The organism is Rhodococcus opacus B4, assembly GCF_000010805.1.
Lineage (GTDB): Bacteria > Actinomycetota > Actinomycetes > Mycobacteriales > Mycobacteriaceae > Rhodococcus_F > Rhodococcus_F opacus_C.
The window spans coordinates 7,152,839-7,169,758 of record NC_012522.1; the positions used below are offsets into that span (position 1 = coordinate 7,152,839).

16 protein-coding genes and 2 tRNA genes are annotated in these 16,920 nt (G+C 66.5%); 12 read left to right on the forward strand and 6 right to left on the reverse strand.

Features of this window, described 5'->3' with window-relative positions:
• Positions 1-27 precede the first annotated feature (27 nt).
• Positions 28-525 carry a PH domain-containing protein gene (locus tag ROP_RS32470; protein ID WP_015890231.1) on the reverse strand — a complete coding sequence of 166 codons (498 nt, stop codon included), beginning with the start codon at positions 523-525 and terminating at the stop codon, positions 28-30.
• A gap of 267 nt (positions 526-792) precedes the next feature.
• Here ROP_RS32470 and ROP_RS32475 point away from each other — a divergent pair, with 267 nt between their 5' ends.
• The 5 genes from ROP_RS32475 (at position 793) to ROP_RS32495 (ending at position 7,186) form a co-directional block, all read left to right on the forward strand.
• Positions 793-2,736 carry an acetolactate synthase large subunit gene (locus ROP_RS32475; protein ID WP_015890232.1) on the forward strand — a complete coding sequence of 648 codons (1,944 nt, stop codon included), beginning with the start codon at positions 793-795 and terminating at the stop codon, positions 2,734-2,736.
• Positions 2,733-3,236 carry an acetolactate synthase small subunit gene (gene ilvN, locus ROP_RS32480; protein WP_015890233.1) on the forward strand — a complete coding sequence of 168 codons (504 nt, stop codon included), beginning with the start codon at positions 2,733-2,735 and terminating at the stop codon, positions 3,234-3,236. Before ROP_RS32475 ends, ilvN begins: the two co-directional genes overlap by 4 nt.
• A gap of 49 nt (positions 3,237-3,285) precedes the next feature.
• On the forward strand, positions 3,286-4,287 hold the full coding sequence (ilvC, locus tag ROP_RS32485; RefSeq protein ID WP_193384903.1) for a ketol-acid reductoisomerase: 1,002 nt from the start codon (positions 3,286-3,288) through the stop codon (positions 4,285-4,287).
• A 224-nt stretch (positions 4,288-4,511) separates the two neighbouring features.
• Positions 4,512-6,107 (forward strand): phosphoglycerate dehydrogenase, encoded by a 1,596-nt coding sequence (gene serA / locus ROP_RS32490; protein WP_015890235.1) that lies wholly within the window; start codon positions 4,512-4,514, stop codon positions 6,105-6,107.
• A gap of 68 nt (positions 6,108-6,175) precedes the next feature.
• Positions 6,176-7,186, forward strand: a complete 1,011-nt coding sequence (locus ROP_RS32495) for a 3-isopropylmalate dehydrogenase (protein WP_015890236.1) — start codon at positions 6,176-6,178, stop codon at positions 7,184-7,186.
• On the opposite strand, the gene ROP_RS32500 is transcribed toward ROP_RS32495, so the two are convergent.
• On the reverse strand, positions 7,183-8,427 hold the full coding sequence (locus ROP_RS32500) for an MFS transporter (RefSeq protein WP_043825810.1): 1,245 nt from the start codon (positions 8,425-8,427) through the stop codon (positions 7,183-7,185). The genes ROP_RS32495 and ROP_RS32500 overlap by 4 nt on opposite strands.
• A gap of 115 nt (positions 8,428-8,542) precedes the next feature.
• On the opposite strand from ROP_RS32500, the gene ROP_RS32505 reads away from it, so the two are divergent.
• The 4 genes from ROP_RS32505 to ROP_RS32520 all read left to right on the forward strand — a co-directional run bounded on the left by ROP_RS32505 (position 8,543) and on the right by ROP_RS32520 (position 11,228).
• Positions 8,543-9,316, forward strand: coding sequence for a fumarylacetoacetate hydrolase family protein (locus ROP_RS32505; protein ID WP_015890238.1), 774 nt, complete (start codon positions 8,543-8,545; stop codon positions 9,314-9,316).
• A gap of 73 nt (positions 9,317-9,389) precedes the next feature.
• Complete coding sequence (gene gltX / locus ROP_RS32510; protein ID WP_015890239.1) at positions 9,390-10,865, forward strand: glutamate--tRNA ligase; 1,476 nt, start codon at positions 9,390-9,392, stop codon at positions 10,863-10,865.
• A gap of 142 nt (positions 10,866-11,007) precedes the next feature.
• Positions 11,008-11,079: transfer RNA gene (locus ROP_RS32515), tRNA-Gln, on the forward strand.
• A gap of 76 nt (positions 11,080-11,155) precedes the next feature.
• Positions 11,156-11,228, forward strand: a tRNA-Glu gene (locus tag ROP_RS32520).
• Between the two features lie 61 nt (positions 11,229-11,289).
• On the opposite strand, the gene ROP_RS43250 is transcribed toward ROP_RS32520, so the two are convergent.
• From ROP_RS43250 to ROP_RS32530, 3 genes are all read right to left on the reverse strand, one after another.
• Positions 11,290-11,457, reverse strand: a complete 168-nt coding sequence (locus ROP_RS43250) for a DUF5302 domain-containing protein (protein ID WP_015890240.1) — start codon at positions 11,455-11,457, stop codon at positions 11,290-11,292.
• Positions 11,458-11,543: 86 nt separating this feature from the next.
• Positions 11,544-12,062, reverse strand: a complete 519-nt coding sequence (locus tag ROP_RS32525) for a pyridoxamine 5'-phosphate oxidase family protein (RefSeq protein ID WP_015890241.1) — start codon at positions 12,060-12,062, stop codon at positions 11,544-11,546.
• Positions 12,063-12,099: 37 nt separating this feature from the next.
• A complete protein-coding gene (locus ROP_RS32530) occupies positions 12,100-12,801 on the reverse strand; it encodes an IclR family transcriptional regulator (RefSeq protein WP_015890242.1) in 702 nt (233 codons plus the stop codon).
• A 138-nt stretch (positions 12,802-12,939) separates the two neighbouring features.
• Here ROP_RS32530 and leuC point away from each other — a divergent pair, with 138 nt between their 5' ends.
• From leuC to ROP_RS32545, 3 genes are all read left to right on the forward strand, one after another.
• A complete protein-coding gene (leuC, locus tag ROP_RS32535; RefSeq protein ID WP_015890243.1) occupies positions 12,940-14,361 on the forward strand; it encodes a 3-isopropylmalate dehydratase large subunit in 1,422 nt (473 codons plus the stop codon).
• Between the two features lie 27 nt (positions 14,362-14,388).
• Positions 14,389-14,997 (forward strand): 3-isopropylmalate dehydratase small subunit, encoded by a 609-nt coding sequence (leuD, locus tag ROP_RS32540; RefSeq protein WP_015890244.1) that lies wholly within the window; start codon positions 14,389-14,391, stop codon positions 14,995-14,997.
• Positions 14,998-15,155: 158 nt separating this feature from the next.
• Positions 15,156-15,851, forward strand: coding sequence for an HU family DNA-binding protein (locus ROP_RS32545; RefSeq protein WP_015890245.1), 696 nt, complete (start codon positions 15,156-15,158; stop codon positions 15,849-15,851).
• Between the two features lie 100 nt (positions 15,852-15,951).
• On the opposite strand, the gene ROP_RS32550 is transcribed toward ROP_RS32545, so the two are convergent.
• Positions 15,952-16,887, reverse strand: coding sequence for an NUDIX hydrolase (locus ROP_RS32550; RefSeq protein WP_015890246.1), 936 nt, complete (start codon positions 16,885-16,887; stop codon positions 15,952-15,954).
• Positions 16,888-16,920: the final 33 nt, after the last annotated feature.

Sequence of the window (16,920 nt, forward strand, 5' to 3'; positions counted from 1 at the left end):
GAAGTACTGACAAACGCTACTCGCGCACTATTCCCCGTCTGTGTCCGGCCGGTTCTTCGCCGGCTGCTCGCCGTTCGGCTCGGCGTCGGCGTGCCGGGCCGCTTCCTCCGCCGCGGCCGCTGCCGCGTAGGGGTCGGTGATGCGGCCGCCGCTCGCCTCGGCGATGTCGGGGAGCCGGTCGAACGTCACCGCGGGAAGGGCGACCTCGCCGCCGTCGGCCAGCGTGGCCCGGGCCCAGCCGCGGTTGGGAAAGCGGAATCCGGTGATCTCGGACCAGGTGAGGGACCGGCCGCCGAACAGCCGGCGCACCGCCAGCCCGTCGGGCGTGACCGTGGTGCGCACCCGCGCGACCCAGGCCACCGCGAGGATCGGGGCGATCACGAGCCAGCCGAAGGCGGCGGGCCAGCCGAAGATGGGGAACGACACGGCGAACAGGAGGAAGGCGCATCCCAGATAGGCGAGGGGAGAAATCCGGATGACCTGCTTGGGCGGGTTCGACGTGTGGGATGATGATTCTGGTGGCACGGGCTGCTGCGGAGTTGACACCTCTACATCTTCGCACCGCAGCCGACGTATCTCATATTCTGGGACGGCCGACTCACCAAGTTGACTGTTCACCATTAGCGCGCCTACCGTCGAGCGCGTGAAACAGAATGAGTTGCTCGTAATCGGCCGGCGCGTCGTCGCCTGAGTCGATTTCTTCAACTCGCCAGATAACGACGCGCCACCCTCGTACAGCATCAGCTGACGGGGGTTTTTTGTTGCCCGGAGCCAGAATCAGAGGATTTCCCAGTGAGCGCACCAACCGCACGGCCTCAACCCACGCCGCGCAAGTCGGGGGCAGCAAGCCCGACGACCGCGGCCGCCGCGACGCAGACCGGAAGCCGCCGCCAACTCGCCCCCGAGCGGGTCAGTGGCGCCCAGTCCGTGGTCCGAGCCCTCGAGGAGCTCGAGGTCGACACGGTATTCGGCATTCCGGGTGGTGCCGTTCTGCCTGTCTACGACCCGCTCTTCGACTCGAAGAAGGTCCGGCACGTGCTCGTCCGTCACGAGCAGGGTGCAGGTCACGCCGCCACCGGGTACGCCCAGGCCACCGGTAAGGTCGGCGTCTGCATGGCGACGTCCGGTCCGGGTGCGACGAACCTCGTGACGCCGCTCGCCGACGCGCAGATGGACTCCGTTCCGGTCGTGGCCATCACCGGTCAGGTCGGCCGCGGGCTCATCGGCACGGATGCGTTCCAGGAAGCCGACATCTCCGGCATCACGATGCCCATCACCAAGCACAACTTCCTCATCACCGACGGCGTCGACATCCCGCGGATCATCGCCGAGGCCTTCTACCTCGCCTCCAGCGGCCGTCCCGGCGCGGTGCTCGTCGACATCCCGAAGGATGTCCTCCAGGCGCAGACCACGTTCTCGTGGCCGCCGGAGATGCGGCTGCCCGGCTACCGTCCCGTCACCAAGCCGCACGGCAAGCAGGTCCGCGAGGCCGCTCGCCTGATCGCCGACGCGAAGCACCCGGTGCTGTACGTCGGTGGTGGCGTGCTCAAGGCCGAGGCGTCTCCGGAACTGCTCGAACTGGCCGAGCTCACCGGGATTCCGGTGGTCACGACGCTCATGGCGCGCGGCGCGTTCCCGGACAGCCATACGCTGAACTGCGGCATGCCCGGCATGCACGGCACGGTCGCGGCGGTGGCGGCTCTGCAGCGCAGCGACCTGATGATCACGCTCGGTGCACGCTTCGACGACCGCGTCACCGGTCAGCTCGACTCGTTCGCCCCCGACGCCAAGGTCATCCACGCCGATATCGATCCGGCGGAGATCGGCAAGAACCGGTACGCGGACGTCCCGATCGTGGGCGACTGCAAAGAGGTCATCGTCGAGCTGATCGAGGCGATCAAGGCCGATCTGGCCACCGGAACCACGCTGGACCTCACCGAGTGGTGGGCGTACCTCGACGGGATCCGCCGCACGTACCCGCTCAGCTACGACCGTCCCTCCGACGGCGCGCTGTCCCCGGAATACGTGATCCAGTCGGTCGGCAAGCTCGCCGGTCCCGACGCGATCTACTGCGCCGGCGTCGGCCAGCACCAGATGTGGGCCGCGCAGTTCGTCAACTACGAGAAGCCGCGCACCTGGCTGAACTCCGGTGGTCTCGGCACGATGGGCTACGCCGTGCCCGCCGCGATGGGCGCCAAGATGGGTATGCCCGACACCGAAGTGTGGGCCATCGACGGTGACGGCTGCTTCCAGATGACCAATCAGGAACTCGCCACCTGTGCGCTCGAGGGCATCCCGATCAAGGTTGCGCTCATCAACAACGGCAACCTCGGCATGGTGCGCCAGTGGCAGACGCTGTTCTACGACGAGCGTTACTCCAACACGAACCTCGGCACGCACGGCGCCGTCCGCATCCCCGACTTCGTCAAGCTCGCGGAGGCGTTGGGCTGCCACGGCATTCGGGTCGAGCGCGAGGAGGACGTCGAGGTGGCGATCCGTGAGGCGCAGGCCATCAACGACAAGCCGGTGGTGATCGACTTCATCGTCGGAGCCGACGCCCAGGTGTGGCCGATGGTCGCGGCGGGCACGAGCAACGACGAGATCATGGCGGCGCGGGGCATCCGTCCGCTGTTCGACGACGACGAGGCGGCCGCCGAGCCGGCCGTCATTCACGAGGCCATGGAGCGCGAGCAGCGTTCGGGCACGGCCGCAGCGGCCGGGGAGGAAAATCAGTGAGCACCAGCCACACCCTCAGTGTTCTCGTCGAGGACAAGCCGGGCGTGCTGGCCAGGGTGGCCGCGCTGTTCTCTCGTCGTGGGTTCAACATCGAGTCGCTCGCCGTCGGTGGCACCGAGCTTCCCGAGATCTCGCGCATGACCATCGTCGTGACCGTCGACGAGTTCCCGCTCGAGCAGGTGACCAAGCAGCTGAACAAGCTCGTGAACGTCATCAAGATCGTCGAGCAGGACGGCGAGGCCTCCGTCGCCCGCGAGCTGGTGCTGATCAAGGTGCGAGCCGACGCCAGCGTGCGCACGCAGGTGATCGAGACGGTGAATCTGTTCCGCGCCAAGGTGATCGACGTCTCCCCGGAGTCGGTCACGATCGAGGCGACTGGAACGCGATCCAAGCTGGATGCGCTGCTGCGGATGCTCGATCCGTACGGCATCCGGGAGATCGTGCAGTCCGGGGTCGTGGCCGTGGGACGGGGGCCTAAGTCCATCACGGCCACTCGCTAGTACTTTAGATACGCAAATCCAAGAAAGAGGTTGAACTGTGGCAGTCGAGATGTTCTACGACGACGATGCCGATCTGTCGATCATCCAGGGCCGTAAGGTCGCTGTGATCGGTTACGGAAGCCAGGGCCACGCGCACTCGCTGAGCCTGCGCGACTCGGGCGTCGATGTGCGTATCGGCCTCAAGGAAGGCTCGAAGTCCCGCGCGAAGGCCGAGGAGCAGGGCCTGACCGTCGGTACCCCCGCCGAGGTCTCCGAGTGGGCCGACGTGATCATGGTGCTCGCACCCGACACCGCGCAGGCGTCGATCTTCACCAATGACATCGAGCCGAACCTGAAGGACGGCGACGCGCTGTTCTTCGGACACGGCCTCAACATCCACTTCGAGCTGATCAAGGCTCCGGAGTTCGTCACGGTCGGCATGGTCGCCCCCAAGGGCCCCGGCCACCTGGTGCGCCGTCAGTTCGTCGACGGCAAGGGTGTTCCCGCGCTCATCGCGATCGACCAGGACCCGAAGGGTGAGGGCCAGGCCCTCGCGCTGTCCTACGCCAAGGCCATCGGCGGCGCCCGCGCCGGCGTCATCAAGACCACGTTCAAGGAAGAGACCGAGACGGACCTCTTCGGCGAGCAGGCCGTGCTGTGCGGTGGCACCGAGGAACTGGTCAAGACCGGTTTCGAGGTCATGGTCGAGGCCGGCTACGCGCCCGAGATGGCGTACTTCGAGGTGCTGCACGAGCTCAAGCTCATCGTCGACCTCATGTACGAGGGTGGAATCGCCCGCATGAACTACTCGGTGTCCGACACCGCGGAGTTCGGCGGCTACCTGTCCGGCCCGCGCGTCATCGACGCCGGCACCAAGGAGCGCATGAAGGCGATCCTCGCCGACATCCAGTCGGGTGAGTTCACCCGCCGCCTCGTCGCCAACGTCGAGAACGGCAACACCGAGCTCGAGGGCCTGCGCAAGGCCAACGCCGAGCACCCGATCGAGGTCACCGGCAAGAAGCTGCGCGACCTGATGAGCTGGGTCGACCGGCCGATCACCGAAACCGCCTAGGTTTCACCGCTTTACAGCTCCATCGACACACCGGCCCGATGTCGCGCCGGCCTCGTCAGAGGCCTCCGCTGCGACACCGGGCCGGTGTTGTTTCGTGCCCGTTTCCGTTGTTGCGGGCGTCCAATATGTGGTATCGCAGACCAGGATGCGGTTTCCCGGTGAGGGCGGACTAAGCTGTGTGTGGTTAAAACACCCCCACACCCACCTATTCAGGGAGTTTGCACGTGAGCCAGCCAGGCCGTCCTGTAGTTCTGATCGCCGACAAGCTCGCGCCGTCCACCGTCGAGGCATTGGGCGACGGTGTGGAGGTGCGATGGGTCGACGGACCTGATCGCCCGGCCCTGCTCGCGGCGGTGCCCGAAGCCGACGCGATCCTTGTCCGTTCCGCCACCACCGTCGACGCCGAGGTCCTGGCGGCCGGTACCAAGCTCAAGATCGTCGCCCGCGCAGGCGTGGGCCTCGACAACGTCGACGTGCCCGCCGCCACCGAGCGCGGTGTCATGGTCGTCAACGCCCCGACGTCCAACATCCACACGGCCGCCGAGCACGCCGTCGCGCTGATGCTCGCCACCGCCCGCCAGATCCCCGCCGCCGACGCCACCCTGCGCGACCGCGAGTGGAAGCGCAGCAAGTTCAACGGCGTCGAGATCTTCGGCAAGACCGTCGGCGTCGTCGGCCTCGGCCGCATCGGGCAGCTGTTCGCGCAGCGACTCGCCGCTTTCGAGACCCACGTCATCGCGTACGACCCCTACGTGTCGGCCGCGCGCGCCGCGCAGCTCGGCATCGAACTCGTCACCCTCGACGAGCTGCTGGAGCGCGCAGACCTCATCTCCGTGCACCTCCCCAAGACGCCCGAGACCAAGGGGCTGCTCGGCACCGAGAACCTGGCGAAGACGAAGAAGGGCGTCGTCATCGTCAACGCCGCCCGCGGCGGCCTGATCGACGAGGCCGCACTCGCCGAGGCCATCAAGTCCGGTCACGTCCGCGCCGCCGGCCTCGACGTGTTCGAGAGCGAACCATGCACCGACAGCCCGCTGTTCGACCTGCCCGAGGTCGTCGTGACGCCGCACCTCGGCGCGTCCACGAACGAGGCTCAGGACCGCGCGGGCACGGACGTCGCGAAGTCCGTACTGCTCGCTCTCGCAGGCGATTTCGTTCCCGACGCGGTCAACGTGTCCGGTGGCGCCGTGGGCGAGGAAGTTGCCCCGTGGCTCGAGATCGTCCGCAAGCAGGGTGTGCTGATCGGTGCGCTGTCGGGTGAACTGCCCGTCAACCTGTCGGTCGACGTGCACGGCGAGCTCGCCTCCGAGGACGTCGAGGTGCTCGCGCTCTCGGCGCTGCGCGGCGTGTTCTCCGCCGTCATCGAGGACGCGGTCACGTTCGTCAACGCCCCCGCTCTCGCGGAGGAGCGTGGCGTCACGGCGGAGGTCACCAAGGCGGCCGAAAGCCCCAACCACCGCAGCGTCGTGGACCTCCGCGCCGTGTTCGGTGACGGCAGCGTCATCAACGTGTCGGGCACGCTGACCGGCCCGCAGCAGGTCGAGAAGATCGTCAACATCAACGGCCGCAACTTCGAACTGCGCGCCGAGGGTCTCAACCTGGTGATCAACTACACCGATCAGCCCGGTGCGCTGGGCAAGATCGGCACGCAGCTCGGCAATGCCGGCATCGACATCCAGGCCGCGCAGCTCAGTCAGGACGCCGAGGGCGAGGGTGCGACCATCCTCCTCCGCGTCGACCGTGAGGTGCCGAGCGAGGTGCGGGACGCGATCTCCACCGCCGTCGGCGCCACCAAGATCGAGCTCGTCAACCTGGCCTAATCCCCACTGTGCGCGTGCCACGACCCCGTCGTGGCACGCGCACAGCTCTCTTTCGAAGTGAGGCGTTCATGAAGCTTGCGGTCATTCCGGGTGACGGCATCGGTGTCGAGGTCACGGCCGAGGCGCTGAAGGTGCTGCGGAAACTCGTCCCCGATCTCGAGACCACCGAGTACGACCTCGGTGCCCGTCGATACAACGCCACGGGGGAGTTGCTCCCGGACGCCGATCTCGCGGCGATCCGCGAGCACGACGCGATCCTGCTGGGCGCCATCGGCGACCCGTCGGTCACACCGGGCGTGCTCGAGCGGGGGCTGCTGCTGAACATGCGGTTCGCGTTGGATCATCACGTGAATCTGCGTCCGTCGCAGCTGTATCCGGGATCGAAGTCGCCGCTCGCGGCGCAGCCGGACATCGATTTCGTGGTGGTGCGCGAGGGCACCGAGGGCCCGTACACCGGTAACGGCGGCGCGATCCGTGTGGGCACCCCGCACGAGATCGCGACCGAGGTGTCGATCAACACGTGGTTCGGCGCCGAGCGGGTGGTGCGCTACGCATTCGCGCTCGCACAGACGCGGCGGAAGCACGTCACCCTGATCCACAAGACGAACGTCCTCTCCAACGCGGGCGCGATCTGGACGCGTGCGGTGGAGACCGTGTCGGCCGAATACCCGGACGTGGAGACGGCGTACTGCCACATCGACGCGGCCACCATCTATATGGTCACCGACCCGTCGCGCTTCGACGTGATCGTCACGGACAACCTGTTCGGCGACATCATCACCGACCTCGCGGGTGCGGTCACGGGCGGCATCGGCCTGGCGGCGTCGGGAAACATCGACGCCTCGGGAACGAACCCGTCGATGTTCGAGCCGGTGCACGGCAGCGCCCCGGACATCGCAGGCCAGGGGATCGCGGATCCCACGGCGGCCATCCTGTCCGCGGCACTGCTGCTGCGGCACCTCGGCCGGGACGGCGACGCCGCGCGCATCGAAACCGCGGTCGAGGCCGATCTGGCGTCCCGGGGCGACTCGAAGGTCGTCACGTCCGAGGTCGGCGACCGGATCGCCGCCGCCCTCTAGGGCCGCGTTTCGACCCTGTCTTCCTCGATCCCCGTGGACCGGTCTTCGGACCGGGCCACGGGGATCAGTGGTATCGAGGCGGCCGGGAATCCCGCCGCTATGGCGAAAGTCACCGGGAATCCGACGATTCCGATCAGCGCGCCGAACACCGGGGGAACGATCGACGCCGCGACGAACTGGCCGGTGTTCTGGACACCGAGGGCACGCCCACCCCAGAACGGGCCCGCGATCTCGGCGACGGCGGTGAAGGCGAGGCCGTTCGGTGCCACCGTCGCGACGGACGCCGCGAGCAACGCCACGATCGCGAGAGGCGAATCCATCGCGTCCGTCACGGCGAGCGCCGCCATCGACAGTCCGCCGCCTGCCGCGACCCAGCGGAGCGGACGCATGCGACTGCCCACCACATCGGACCAGAAGCCGACGCCCATCCGGCCGAACGCGCCGAGGATCTGCGCGAGGGTCACGACGAGGCCCGCCGACGTTGCTTCCCACTGTCTTTCGGAGATCAGCCACACCAGCGCATAGGTCCACACCGTGTACTGCGGCACGACGAGCAGCACGGAGACGGCGTGGATCCGCCACAGTGTGCCGCTGGTGCGGTAGGGATTGGTGAGCATGCCGAGATCCGCTGCGTCGCTGCGACTCGGCCGGGGCGGATCGACCACCCAGAGTGCGCAGGCGAGCGCGGCAGCGGCGCACAGGGCAGCGGGCAGCGTGAGCGCCCATCCGATGCCGTGGTCGTGGGCGACCGAGGGGAGAGTCAGCGCAGCGCAGGCGATGCCGAGCGGCAGTGACATTTGCCGGATCCCCATGGCCAGGCCGCGGCGCTCGGGCGGGAACCATCCGACGACGACGCGTCCGCTCGCGGCATTCGCCGAGGCCGCCGCCATCCCGCCGAGCAGCAGGAAGACTGCGGTGGCCGTGAGAGATCCGGAGAGGGCCGCGCCCAGCCCCGCCGCCGCCGTGGTCGCCATGCCGGCGGCCAGCACCCTGCGTTCGCCGTAGCGGTCGGCCAGCGCGCCCCACGCGATGAGCGTCACCATGACCCCGAGGGTGGGTGCGGCGACGACGAGTCCGGTGCGAGCGAGGCTGAGCCCGTGATTCGCCTGGAGTTCGGGAATGAGGAAGGCGACGCCGTTGACGAAGACCGCCTGCGCGGCCTGGGCGAACATCCCGAGGGCGAGCATCCACCATCTGCGAGCAGTTCCGACGGCGGACGCGGTGTCGATCGATGCTGTCATGTCATCTCAATATCTAGGATTTGATTCTCATATATTGGCGCTGGTTCGGATTCTATACCCCGCGTCGTCCGACGTCCCGGCACGGCGGTGGACCCGGGCCGATAGACTCGGCGCCATGCGTCTTGGTCGAGTGGCAAGTCCCGATGGTGTTGCGTTCGTCAGTATCGAAGGAGACGGCGAGTCCCGGATCGCGAAGGAGATCGCCGAGCATCCGTTCGGCACCCCGACTTTCACCGGCCGGAGCTGGCCGCTCGCCGATGTGCGGCTGCTGGCGCCGATTCTCGCCAGCAAGGTCGTCGCCATCGGAAAGAACTACGCCGCCCACGCCGCCGAGATGGGCGGGGAGGCGCCGGCCGATCCTGTGATCTTCCTCAAGCCCAACACCTCGATCGTGGGCCCCGACGCCGCGATCGTCCTGCCGAAGTCCTCCAACGAAGTTCATTACGAAGGGGAACTCGCGGTCGTCATCGGCCGTCCCTGCAAGGACGTACCGGCGGCCAAGGCCCTCGACGTGGTGCTCGGCTACACGGCGGCCAACGACGTGTCGGCCCGCGACCACCAGCGCCACGACGGTCAGTGGACGAGGGCGAAGGGGCATGACACGTTCTGCCCGCTGGGGCCGTGGATCGAGACGAAGCTGGATGCGTCCGACGTCGACATCACCACCGAGGTCGACGGGGTGGTGAAGCAGCGGAGCAACACTTCGCTTCTGCTGCACGACATTCCGAAGATCATCGAATGGGTGTCGGCCGTGATGACGCTGCTCCCCGGCGACGTCATCCTCACCGGCACACCGGAAGGCGTCGGCCCGATCGTCGACGGCCAGAGCGTCAGCGTGACCATCGGCGGCATCGGCACCCTCACCAACCCGGTGACCGCCAAGCGCTGACGGCTCTCGTGTCGACATCGGGAGCGGACTAGCCTGTAGGAGTCCGTTTTCCCAGCGTCGACCCAAGTGAGCCATGACCACAAGCGAAGTTCGCGTCCGTTTCTGCCCGTCGCCCACCGGAACCCCGCACGTGGGGCTCGTCCGAACGGCCCTGTTCAACTGGGCGTTCGCCCGACACAACGGCGGGTCGTTCGTGTTCCGCATCGAGGACACCGATGCTGCCCGTGACAGTGAGGAGTCGTACCAGGCGATCCTGGACGCGCTGCGCTGGCTCGGACTGAACTGGGACGAGGGCCCGGAGGTCGGGGGACCGTACGAGCCGTATCGCCAGTCCCAGCGGCGTGACCTGCACCTGGACGTCGTCGCGAAGCTGCTCGCAGCGGGCGAGGCGTACGAGTCGTTCTCGACGCCCGAGGAGGTCGAGGAGCGGCACAAGGCCGCCGGCCGCGACCCCAAACTGGGCTACGACAACTTCGATCGTGACCTGACGCCCGAGCAGCGGCAAGCGTTCCTCGACGAGGGCCGCAAGCCTGTGGTCCGGCTCCGGATGCCCGACCACGACCTGACGTGGGACGACCTCGTGCGCGGCGAGACGACGTTCAAGGCAGGGACCGTGCCCGACTTCGCCCTGACCCGCGGCAACGGGATTCCGCTGTACACGTTGGTCAACCCTGTCGACGACGCGTTGATGAAGATCACACACGTCCTCCGCGGCGAGGATCTGCTGTCGTCCACACCACGGCAGCTCGCCCTCTACGAGGCGATGCAGCGGATCGGTGTGGCCGATTTCACGCCGAAGTTCGGGCATCTGCCGTTCGTCATGGGGCAGGGCAACAAGAAGCTGTCCAAGCGCGATCCCGAGTCGAACCTCTTCATCCATCGCGACCGCGGTTTCGTTCCCGAGGGTTTGTTGAATTACCTGGCGCTGCTGGGCTGGGGTATTTCCGACGACCACGACGTGTTCTCCCTGGACGAGATGGTCGCGGCCTTCGACATCTGCAAGGTCAATTCCAATCCGGCCCGGTTCGATCAGAAAAAGGCCGACGCGATCAACGCCGAGCACATCCGGCTGCTCGAGCCCGCCGACTTCGCCGCGCGCCTCCGCTCGTTCCTCACGCTTCACGGCCACCTCGGGGAAACGGTGGACGAGTCCGTCTTCGCGACCGCTGCCGATCTGGTCCAGACTCGCATCGTGGTTCTGTCCGACGCGTGGGATCTGCTGAAGTTCCTGTTCGTCGAAGAATCCGACTTCGCGATCGACCCGGCCGCCGCGGCGAAGAACCTGGGGGCCGACTCCGCGCCGGTTCTCGACGCCGCCCTCGCGTCGCTGGACGCAGTCGGTGCGTGGGACGCAGCCTCGCTGGAGGAGGCCCTCAAGACCGCTCTCGTGGACGAACTGGGCCTCAAGCCACGTAAGGCGTTCGCTCCGGTGCGGGTGGCCGTCACGGGCTCGCACATCAGCCCGCCCCTGTACGAATCGATGGAACTGCTCGGACGCGACGTGTCGCTGTCCCGGCTGCGTTCGGCACGGGCCTCCCTCGCCGGTTAGACCGCCGTCCTCGGGCCGAAAAGTGTGCAAAAACAGCCTCTGACCATACGATTTGGTAAATCACGGCAGTAGGCTGGTAATCTCTTCTTCGGCCCGAGGCGGGCCGCAGAGCCCAGAAGCTCGGCGGTTCGAGAACGGCCATTGGGGTATGGTGTAATTGGCAACACAGCGGTTTCTGGTACCGCCATTCTAGGTTCGAGTCCTGGTACCCCAGCGGAAGTTCGGCCGATTTTGACTCCGAACTTCTGGAAGCTATGCTTGCTGAGCTTCCAAAGCAAGACAAAGTTCCTGGCCCCGTCGTCTAGCGGCCTAGGACGCCGCCCTCTCAAGGCGGTAGCGCGGGTTCGAATCCCGTCGGGGCTACAAAAAGAAACACCCTCCGAGAAATCGGAGGGTGTTTCTTTCTATACGGATGCTGTGTCGTTTATCCGGTCTTGCGGCGGAATTCGCGTTTGTGGTCGGCAGGCCCGTGCGCCTCGTGCACCTTGGAATGTGCGTCCTTGTGATCGGCGGACAGTCCGGCCTGATGATTCTTCCGCTCGAGTGCTTCGCGGAATTTCTTTTTCGTGTCTTCGTTATCGGCGTCAGTCACGGTGAACTCCCTCGGGTAGTCGGTTCACTTTGTGAAGCTACGCCGAGGGCACCGGGAATGCTCCTGTTTTTTCGCCCTGACCGATATCAGGAGCGGCGTTCGGCCGTCTCCACGTACGCGGCCGTCGTTCCGCCCACCGGCATCGCGGGAAGGCCGAGCTTGGCGTGGTCCCAGCTCCTGATGCGCTCGGGAACGATCCGAACGACCACCCGCTTGTGCAGCAGCTGATCGATGGCGGGACGCAGATCGTCGGTGTAAGGCCCGGTGTAGCGCTCCCACACGCTGACGCCGACGGCGAACATCGCGTCGGGATCCTCCACGATCTCCGCCCGGCCCTCGATCGACATTCCCCGCAGCGTGTCGTAGGTCTGGCCGTCCTCGATCAGGACGGTGACCCTGTCGTCGCGGCGCAGGTTGACCGCCTTCTGCGATTTGCTCTTCGTCTCGAACCAGATATCCCCGTCGATCACGGCGTACCACATGGCGACCAGATGAGCCCGGCCGTCCGCTGCCACCGTTGCCAGCGTGGCGATCCGGCTCCGGTTCACGAATTCGGCGATCTCCGAATCCGTCATCGTGATCTGCGAGCGTTGGTTCTTCCCCATCGGCTTCTCCTGTCGCGGTGAGTGTCGGTGTGAGCGGTCAGAGTCTCTTGTGCAACGCCTCCGCGGCGGCGAGGAGGTCGGCAGCCCACCGGGCCCCGGGGCGCCTGCCCATCCTGTCGATGGGACCGGACACCGAAATCGCCGCGATGACAGCGCCTGCGGAGTCGCGCACGGGTGCGGCGACACTGGCGACCCCGGGTTCACGCTCGGCGGCGCTCTGTGCCCAGCCGCGGCGGCGGACCTCGAGCAGCACGCGCTCGCCGAACGCCGCGTCGGGAAGAACCGTGCGCTGGGTCTGCGGATCGGCCCAGGCGAGGAGGACCTTGGCGCCGGAACCGGCGCTCATCGGGAGGCGTGCCCCGACGAGAACGGTGTCGCGGAGACCGGTGGGTGGCTCCATCGCCGCTACGCAGATGCGTTGCGTGCCTTCCCGGCGGTACAGCTGCACGCTCTCGCCGGTGATCTCGCGCAGTCGCGGAAGGACGAGAGCCGCCGCGGACACGAGCGGATCGTTAGCCGTTGCAGCGAGTTCGGCGAGGCCGGGACCGGGGCACCACAGCCCGTCGGAGTCACGTGTCAGGAGGCGGTGGACCTCGAGTCCGACGGCGAGCCGGTGGGCGGTCGCGCGGGGCAGTCCGGTGCGCGAGCACAGTTCGGTGAGGCTGCAGGGCTTCTCGGCGACGGCGTGGAGCACGCCCACCGCTTTGTCAAGGACCCCGATGCCGCTATGCTGTCTCATAGGTCGATACCACTTTCTCGCATATTGGGATCATAGCGCACCTTCGTCTCACGTCGAGTGCGTGTCCGGGAAGAGGTTAACGACGACAAGCGCACGGCGGACCAGCCCGAAGCCCGCGGTGCGAGAGGACACACAGAGGTGGAGAAGATGGCCGAGAAAGCACGCACCCTGGCAGAGAAGGTGTGGGACGACCACGTCGTGGTCCGGGGTGAGGGAGACAACCCCGACCTCATCTACATCGATCTGCATCTCGTTCACGAAGTGACGAGTCCGCAGGCATTCGACGGACTTCGGCTCGCGGGGCGCCCGCTGCGCCGGCCCGACCTGACGATCGCCACCGAGGACCACAACGTCCCCACCGTCGACATCGACAAGCCGATCGCGGACCCCGTCTCCAAGACTCAGGTGGACACGCTCCGGCGCAACTGCGAGGAATTCGGTGTCCGGCTGCACCCGATGGGAAACATCGACCAGGGCATCGTGCACGTCGTCGGCCCGCAACTCGGTCTCACCCAGCCCGGTATGACCGTGGTGTGCGGCGACAGCCACACGTCCACTCACGGCGCCTTCGGTGCGATCGCGATGGGTATCGGCACCAGTGAGGTCGAACACGTCATGGCGACGCAGACGTTGTCGCTGCGTCCGTTCCGGACGATGGCGATCACCGTCGACGGCGAATTGCCGGAAGGCGTGACGAGCAAAGATCTCATTCTGGCCGTCATCGCGAAGATCGGAACCGGCGGGGGCCAGGGCTACGTCCTGGAGTACCGCGGCGAAGCGATCCGGAAGATGTCGATGGAAGCGCGGATGACCATCTGCAACATGTCCATCGAGGCGGGCGCGCGGGCGGGCATGATCGCCCCCGACGAGATCACCTACGAATTCATCAAGGGACGCCCTCACGCGCCGAAGGGCGCCGACTGGGACGCCGCGGTGGCGGCCTGGGAGCAGTTGAAGACCGACGAGGGCGCGGTGTTCGACAACGAGGTTCATATCGACGCGAGCGCGCTGACGCCGTTCGTGACCTGGGGCACCAACCCGGGGCAGGGCCTGCCGCTCGGCGAGGCGGTGCCGGATCCGGAGCAGATCGTGGACGAGAGCGAACGGCACGCCGCGGAGAAGGCACTGACCTACATGGGTCTCGAAGCCGGAACTCCGTTGCGTGAGGTGGCGATCGACACAGTTTTCGTGGGTTCGTGCACCAACGGCCGGATCGAGGATCTGCGGGCCGTGGCCGACGTGTTGCGCGGAAGGCACGTCGCCGACGGCGTCCGGATGCTGATCGTGCCGGGTTCGATGCGCGTCCGCGCCCAGGCCGAAAAGGAGGGGCTCGGCGAGATCTTCACCGCCGCCGGCGCCGAATGGCGGCAGGCGGGGTGTTCGATGTGCCTCGGCATGAACCCGGATCAGCTGGCGCCCGGCGAGCGTTCGGCCTCCACGTCCAACCGCAATTTCGAAGGCCGTCAAGGCAAGGGCGGGCGGACTCACCTGGTTTCGCCGCTGGTCGCCGCCGCGACGGCAGTCCGGGGAACCCTGTCCGCGCCGACAGATCTGGCCTAGGACCCAAGGAATTTAGGAGATTTTTCGATGGAATCCTTTAGCACACACAAAGGTATCGGCGTTCCGCTGCGGCGATCCAACGTGGACACGGACCAGATCATCCCGGCGGTCTACCTGAAACGAGTGACCCGCACCGGTTTCGAGGACGGTCTGTTCGCTGCGTGGCGGACCGATCCGAAGTTCGTCCTCAACGTCGCCCCGTACGACAAGGGCAGCGTTCTGGTCGCGGGCCCGGACTTCGGCACGGGCTCCTCCCGGGAGCACGCCGTGTGGGCGCTATCCGACTTCGGATTTCGGGTCGTCATCGCGTCTCGGTTCGCGGACATCTTCCGGGGCAACGCCGGCAAGGCCGGTCTGCTGGCCGCCCAGGTGTCCCAGTCGGACGTCGAACTGCTCTGGAAACTGCTCGACGAACAGCCCGGTCTCGAATTGGTCGTCGACCTCGAGAACAAGACCGTGACCGCCGGAACCACCGTGGTGCCCTTTGCGATTGATGACTACACACGGTGGCGTCTGCTCGAGGGTCTGGACGACATTGGATTGACATTACGGCAGGTAGAAGCCATTTCGGAGTTCGAAAAGGCAAGGCCTTCTTGGAAACCTGTGACTCTTCCGGAGCCCACTTCGGCCGACTGAAAGTTGGAATCGGAGCCCTGTCTCCCAGATAATAAGTTCCTGAGAATGGTGCCGCGTTGTTTGAGAATTGGCGTGGCACATAGACTCCTGCGGTATTCAGGTTTACCGTAGTTCGTAGTCGGTCCGATGATGGACCATTAGTTCGCGGAGGAATTTCAATGAATAAGGCAGAGCTCATCGATGTTCTGACCGAGAAACTGGGCACGGACAGGCGCACGGCAACGGAAGCTGTCGAGCATGTCGTGGACACGATCGTCCGGGCAGTGCACCGCGGCGACAGCGTGACCATCACCGGTTTCGGCGTCTTCGAGCAGCGGCGTCGCGCGGCACGTGTCGCACGTAACCCGCGCACGGGTGAGACCGTCAAGGTCAAGCCGACGTCGGTGCCGGCGTTCCGTCCGGGCGCTCAGTTCAAGGCGGTTATCGCTGGCGGCCAGAAGCTTCCGGCCACCGGTCCGGCAGTCAAGCGCGGTGCAGCGGCGCCCGCCACCAAGGCTGCTGCCAAGAAGGCTGCTGCCAAGAAGACGGCAGCGAAGAAGACGGCAGCAAAGAAGGCTCCGGCCAAGACCGCGGCAGCGAAGAAGACCGTCGCGAAGAAGGTCGCTCCCGCGAAGACCGCGGCAGCGAAGAAGACCGTCGCGAAGAAGGTCGCTCCCGCGAAGACCGCGGCAGCGAAGAAGACGGCAGCAAAGAAGGCTCCGGCCAAGACCGCGGCAGCGAAGAAGACCGTCGCGAAGAAGGTCGCTCCTGCCAAGACCGCGGCAGCCAAGAAGACGGCAGCAAAGAAGGCTCCGGCCAAGACGGCTGCAAAGAAGACGGCAGCAAAGAAGGCGCCTGCAAAGCGCGCCAAGTAAGACACCGCACACGGGACTTCCCGAACACAGACAGGCGCCGACCCTGGGGGTTGGCGCCTGTCTGTGTTGTCGTTACCGGGTGAAATTCGTCCGGCGGCGCTCAGTCCTTCCGCGTGGGGGGAAGCGGACTGTCGATGTGGTCGGCGGCGATGAGTTTGCCGCCCGACAGTGAGAGCACCCAGGTGCTCCCCTTTCTGTTCCGCGCCGGGGGGAGTGCGACGCCGTCGATGTCCGCCCACCAGTCGAGCAGGTCGGGAATGACGCCACCCTGACTGCAGATCACCTGGACGCCGCCGAGCGCGGCGATCTTGCGTACCCGGGTGCGGGTGGCTGCCGGGTCGGCGGTGTAACTCTCCTCGGACAGCAGCGGATCCAACCGGACGGTCGTGTCCAACGCGCGGGCCAGTGGCTCGACCGTCTGCGTGCACCGCGTCCGGTCGGCCGACGTGATGTCGGTGGCCCCGAAAGCCTCGAGCTGGGCTACGAGGGCGTCGGCCTGGAGTACGCCGTTCGCATCCAGTGGCCGGGTGGAGTCGTCGCCCTTGTACCGTTTCCGGCTTCCCGCCTTGGCATGCCGGACCAGGAGGACGGTCGCGGTGTCGGGCGGCCCCGCCGTGAACCGGCGGAGCATCTTGCGATCCATGGGATACGACAGCTGGTCGGCCACCTCGGATACGGGAAGCCAGCGCATCTCGTCCACCTCGCTGTTGGGGACGAATTCGCCGGCGCGGGCCTCGGCCGCCCAGTATTCGACGCGTTTCAACCGGCGGTGCCCGGGAATCGGATAGGTCAACGCGCCGAGATGCCTGCCGAGACGCCCGCGAATACCCGTCTCCTCTTCCACCTCGCGTAGCGCTGCCACCACCGCGGTTTCGCCGGGGTCGAGTTTTCCCTTGGGAAACGACCAGTCCTCATATTTGGGCCGGTGAATGAGCGCGACCTCGATTTCGTCGGGATTCTCGGGAGACTTTCGCCACAGCACTGCTCCCGCCGCGAAGATATTGGCCTTGACCGGTTTGCCGCGAGTACTGCTCACCGAGTTCCTTCCTTATTGCCGCGGGTGCGCCGC

Bases quoted from the DNA above. Each gene is read 5' to 3' on its own strand.
- ilvC (WP_193384903.1), top strand. From the start codon at position 3,286: ATGTTCTACGACGACGATGCCGATCTGTCGATCATCCAGGGCCGTAAG.
- ROP_RS32495 (WP_015890236.1), top strand. From the start codon at position 6,176: ATGAAGCTTGCGGTCATTCCGGGTGACGGCATCGGTGTCGAGGTCACG.
- ROP_RS32500 (WP_043825810.1), bottom strand. From the start codon at position 8,427: ATGACAGCATCGATCGACACCGCGTCCGCCGTCGGAACTGCTCGCAGA.
- ROP_RS32505 (WP_015890238.1), top strand. From the start codon at position 8,543: ATGCGTCTTGGTCGAGTGGCAAGTCCCGATGGTGTTGCGTTCGTCAGT.
- gltX (WP_015890239.1), top strand. From the start codon at position 9,390: ATGACCACAAGCGAAGTTCGCGTCCGTTTCTGCCCGTCGCCCACCGGA.
- ROP_RS32525 (WP_015890241.1), bottom strand. From the start codon at position 12,062: ATGGGGAAGAACCAACGCTCGCAGATCACGATGACGGATTCGGAGATC.
- ROP_RS32530 (WP_015890242.1), bottom strand. From the start codon at position 12,801: ATGAGACAGCATAGCGGCATCGGGGTCCTTGACAAAGCGGTGGGCGTG.
- leuD (WP_015890244.1), top strand. From the start codon at position 14,389: ATGGAATCCTTTAGCACACACAAAGGTATCGGCGTTCCGCTGCGGCGA.
- ROP_RS32545 (WP_015890245.1), top strand. From the start codon at position 15,156: ATGAATAAGGCAGAGCTCATCGATGTTCTGACCGAGAAACTGGGCACG.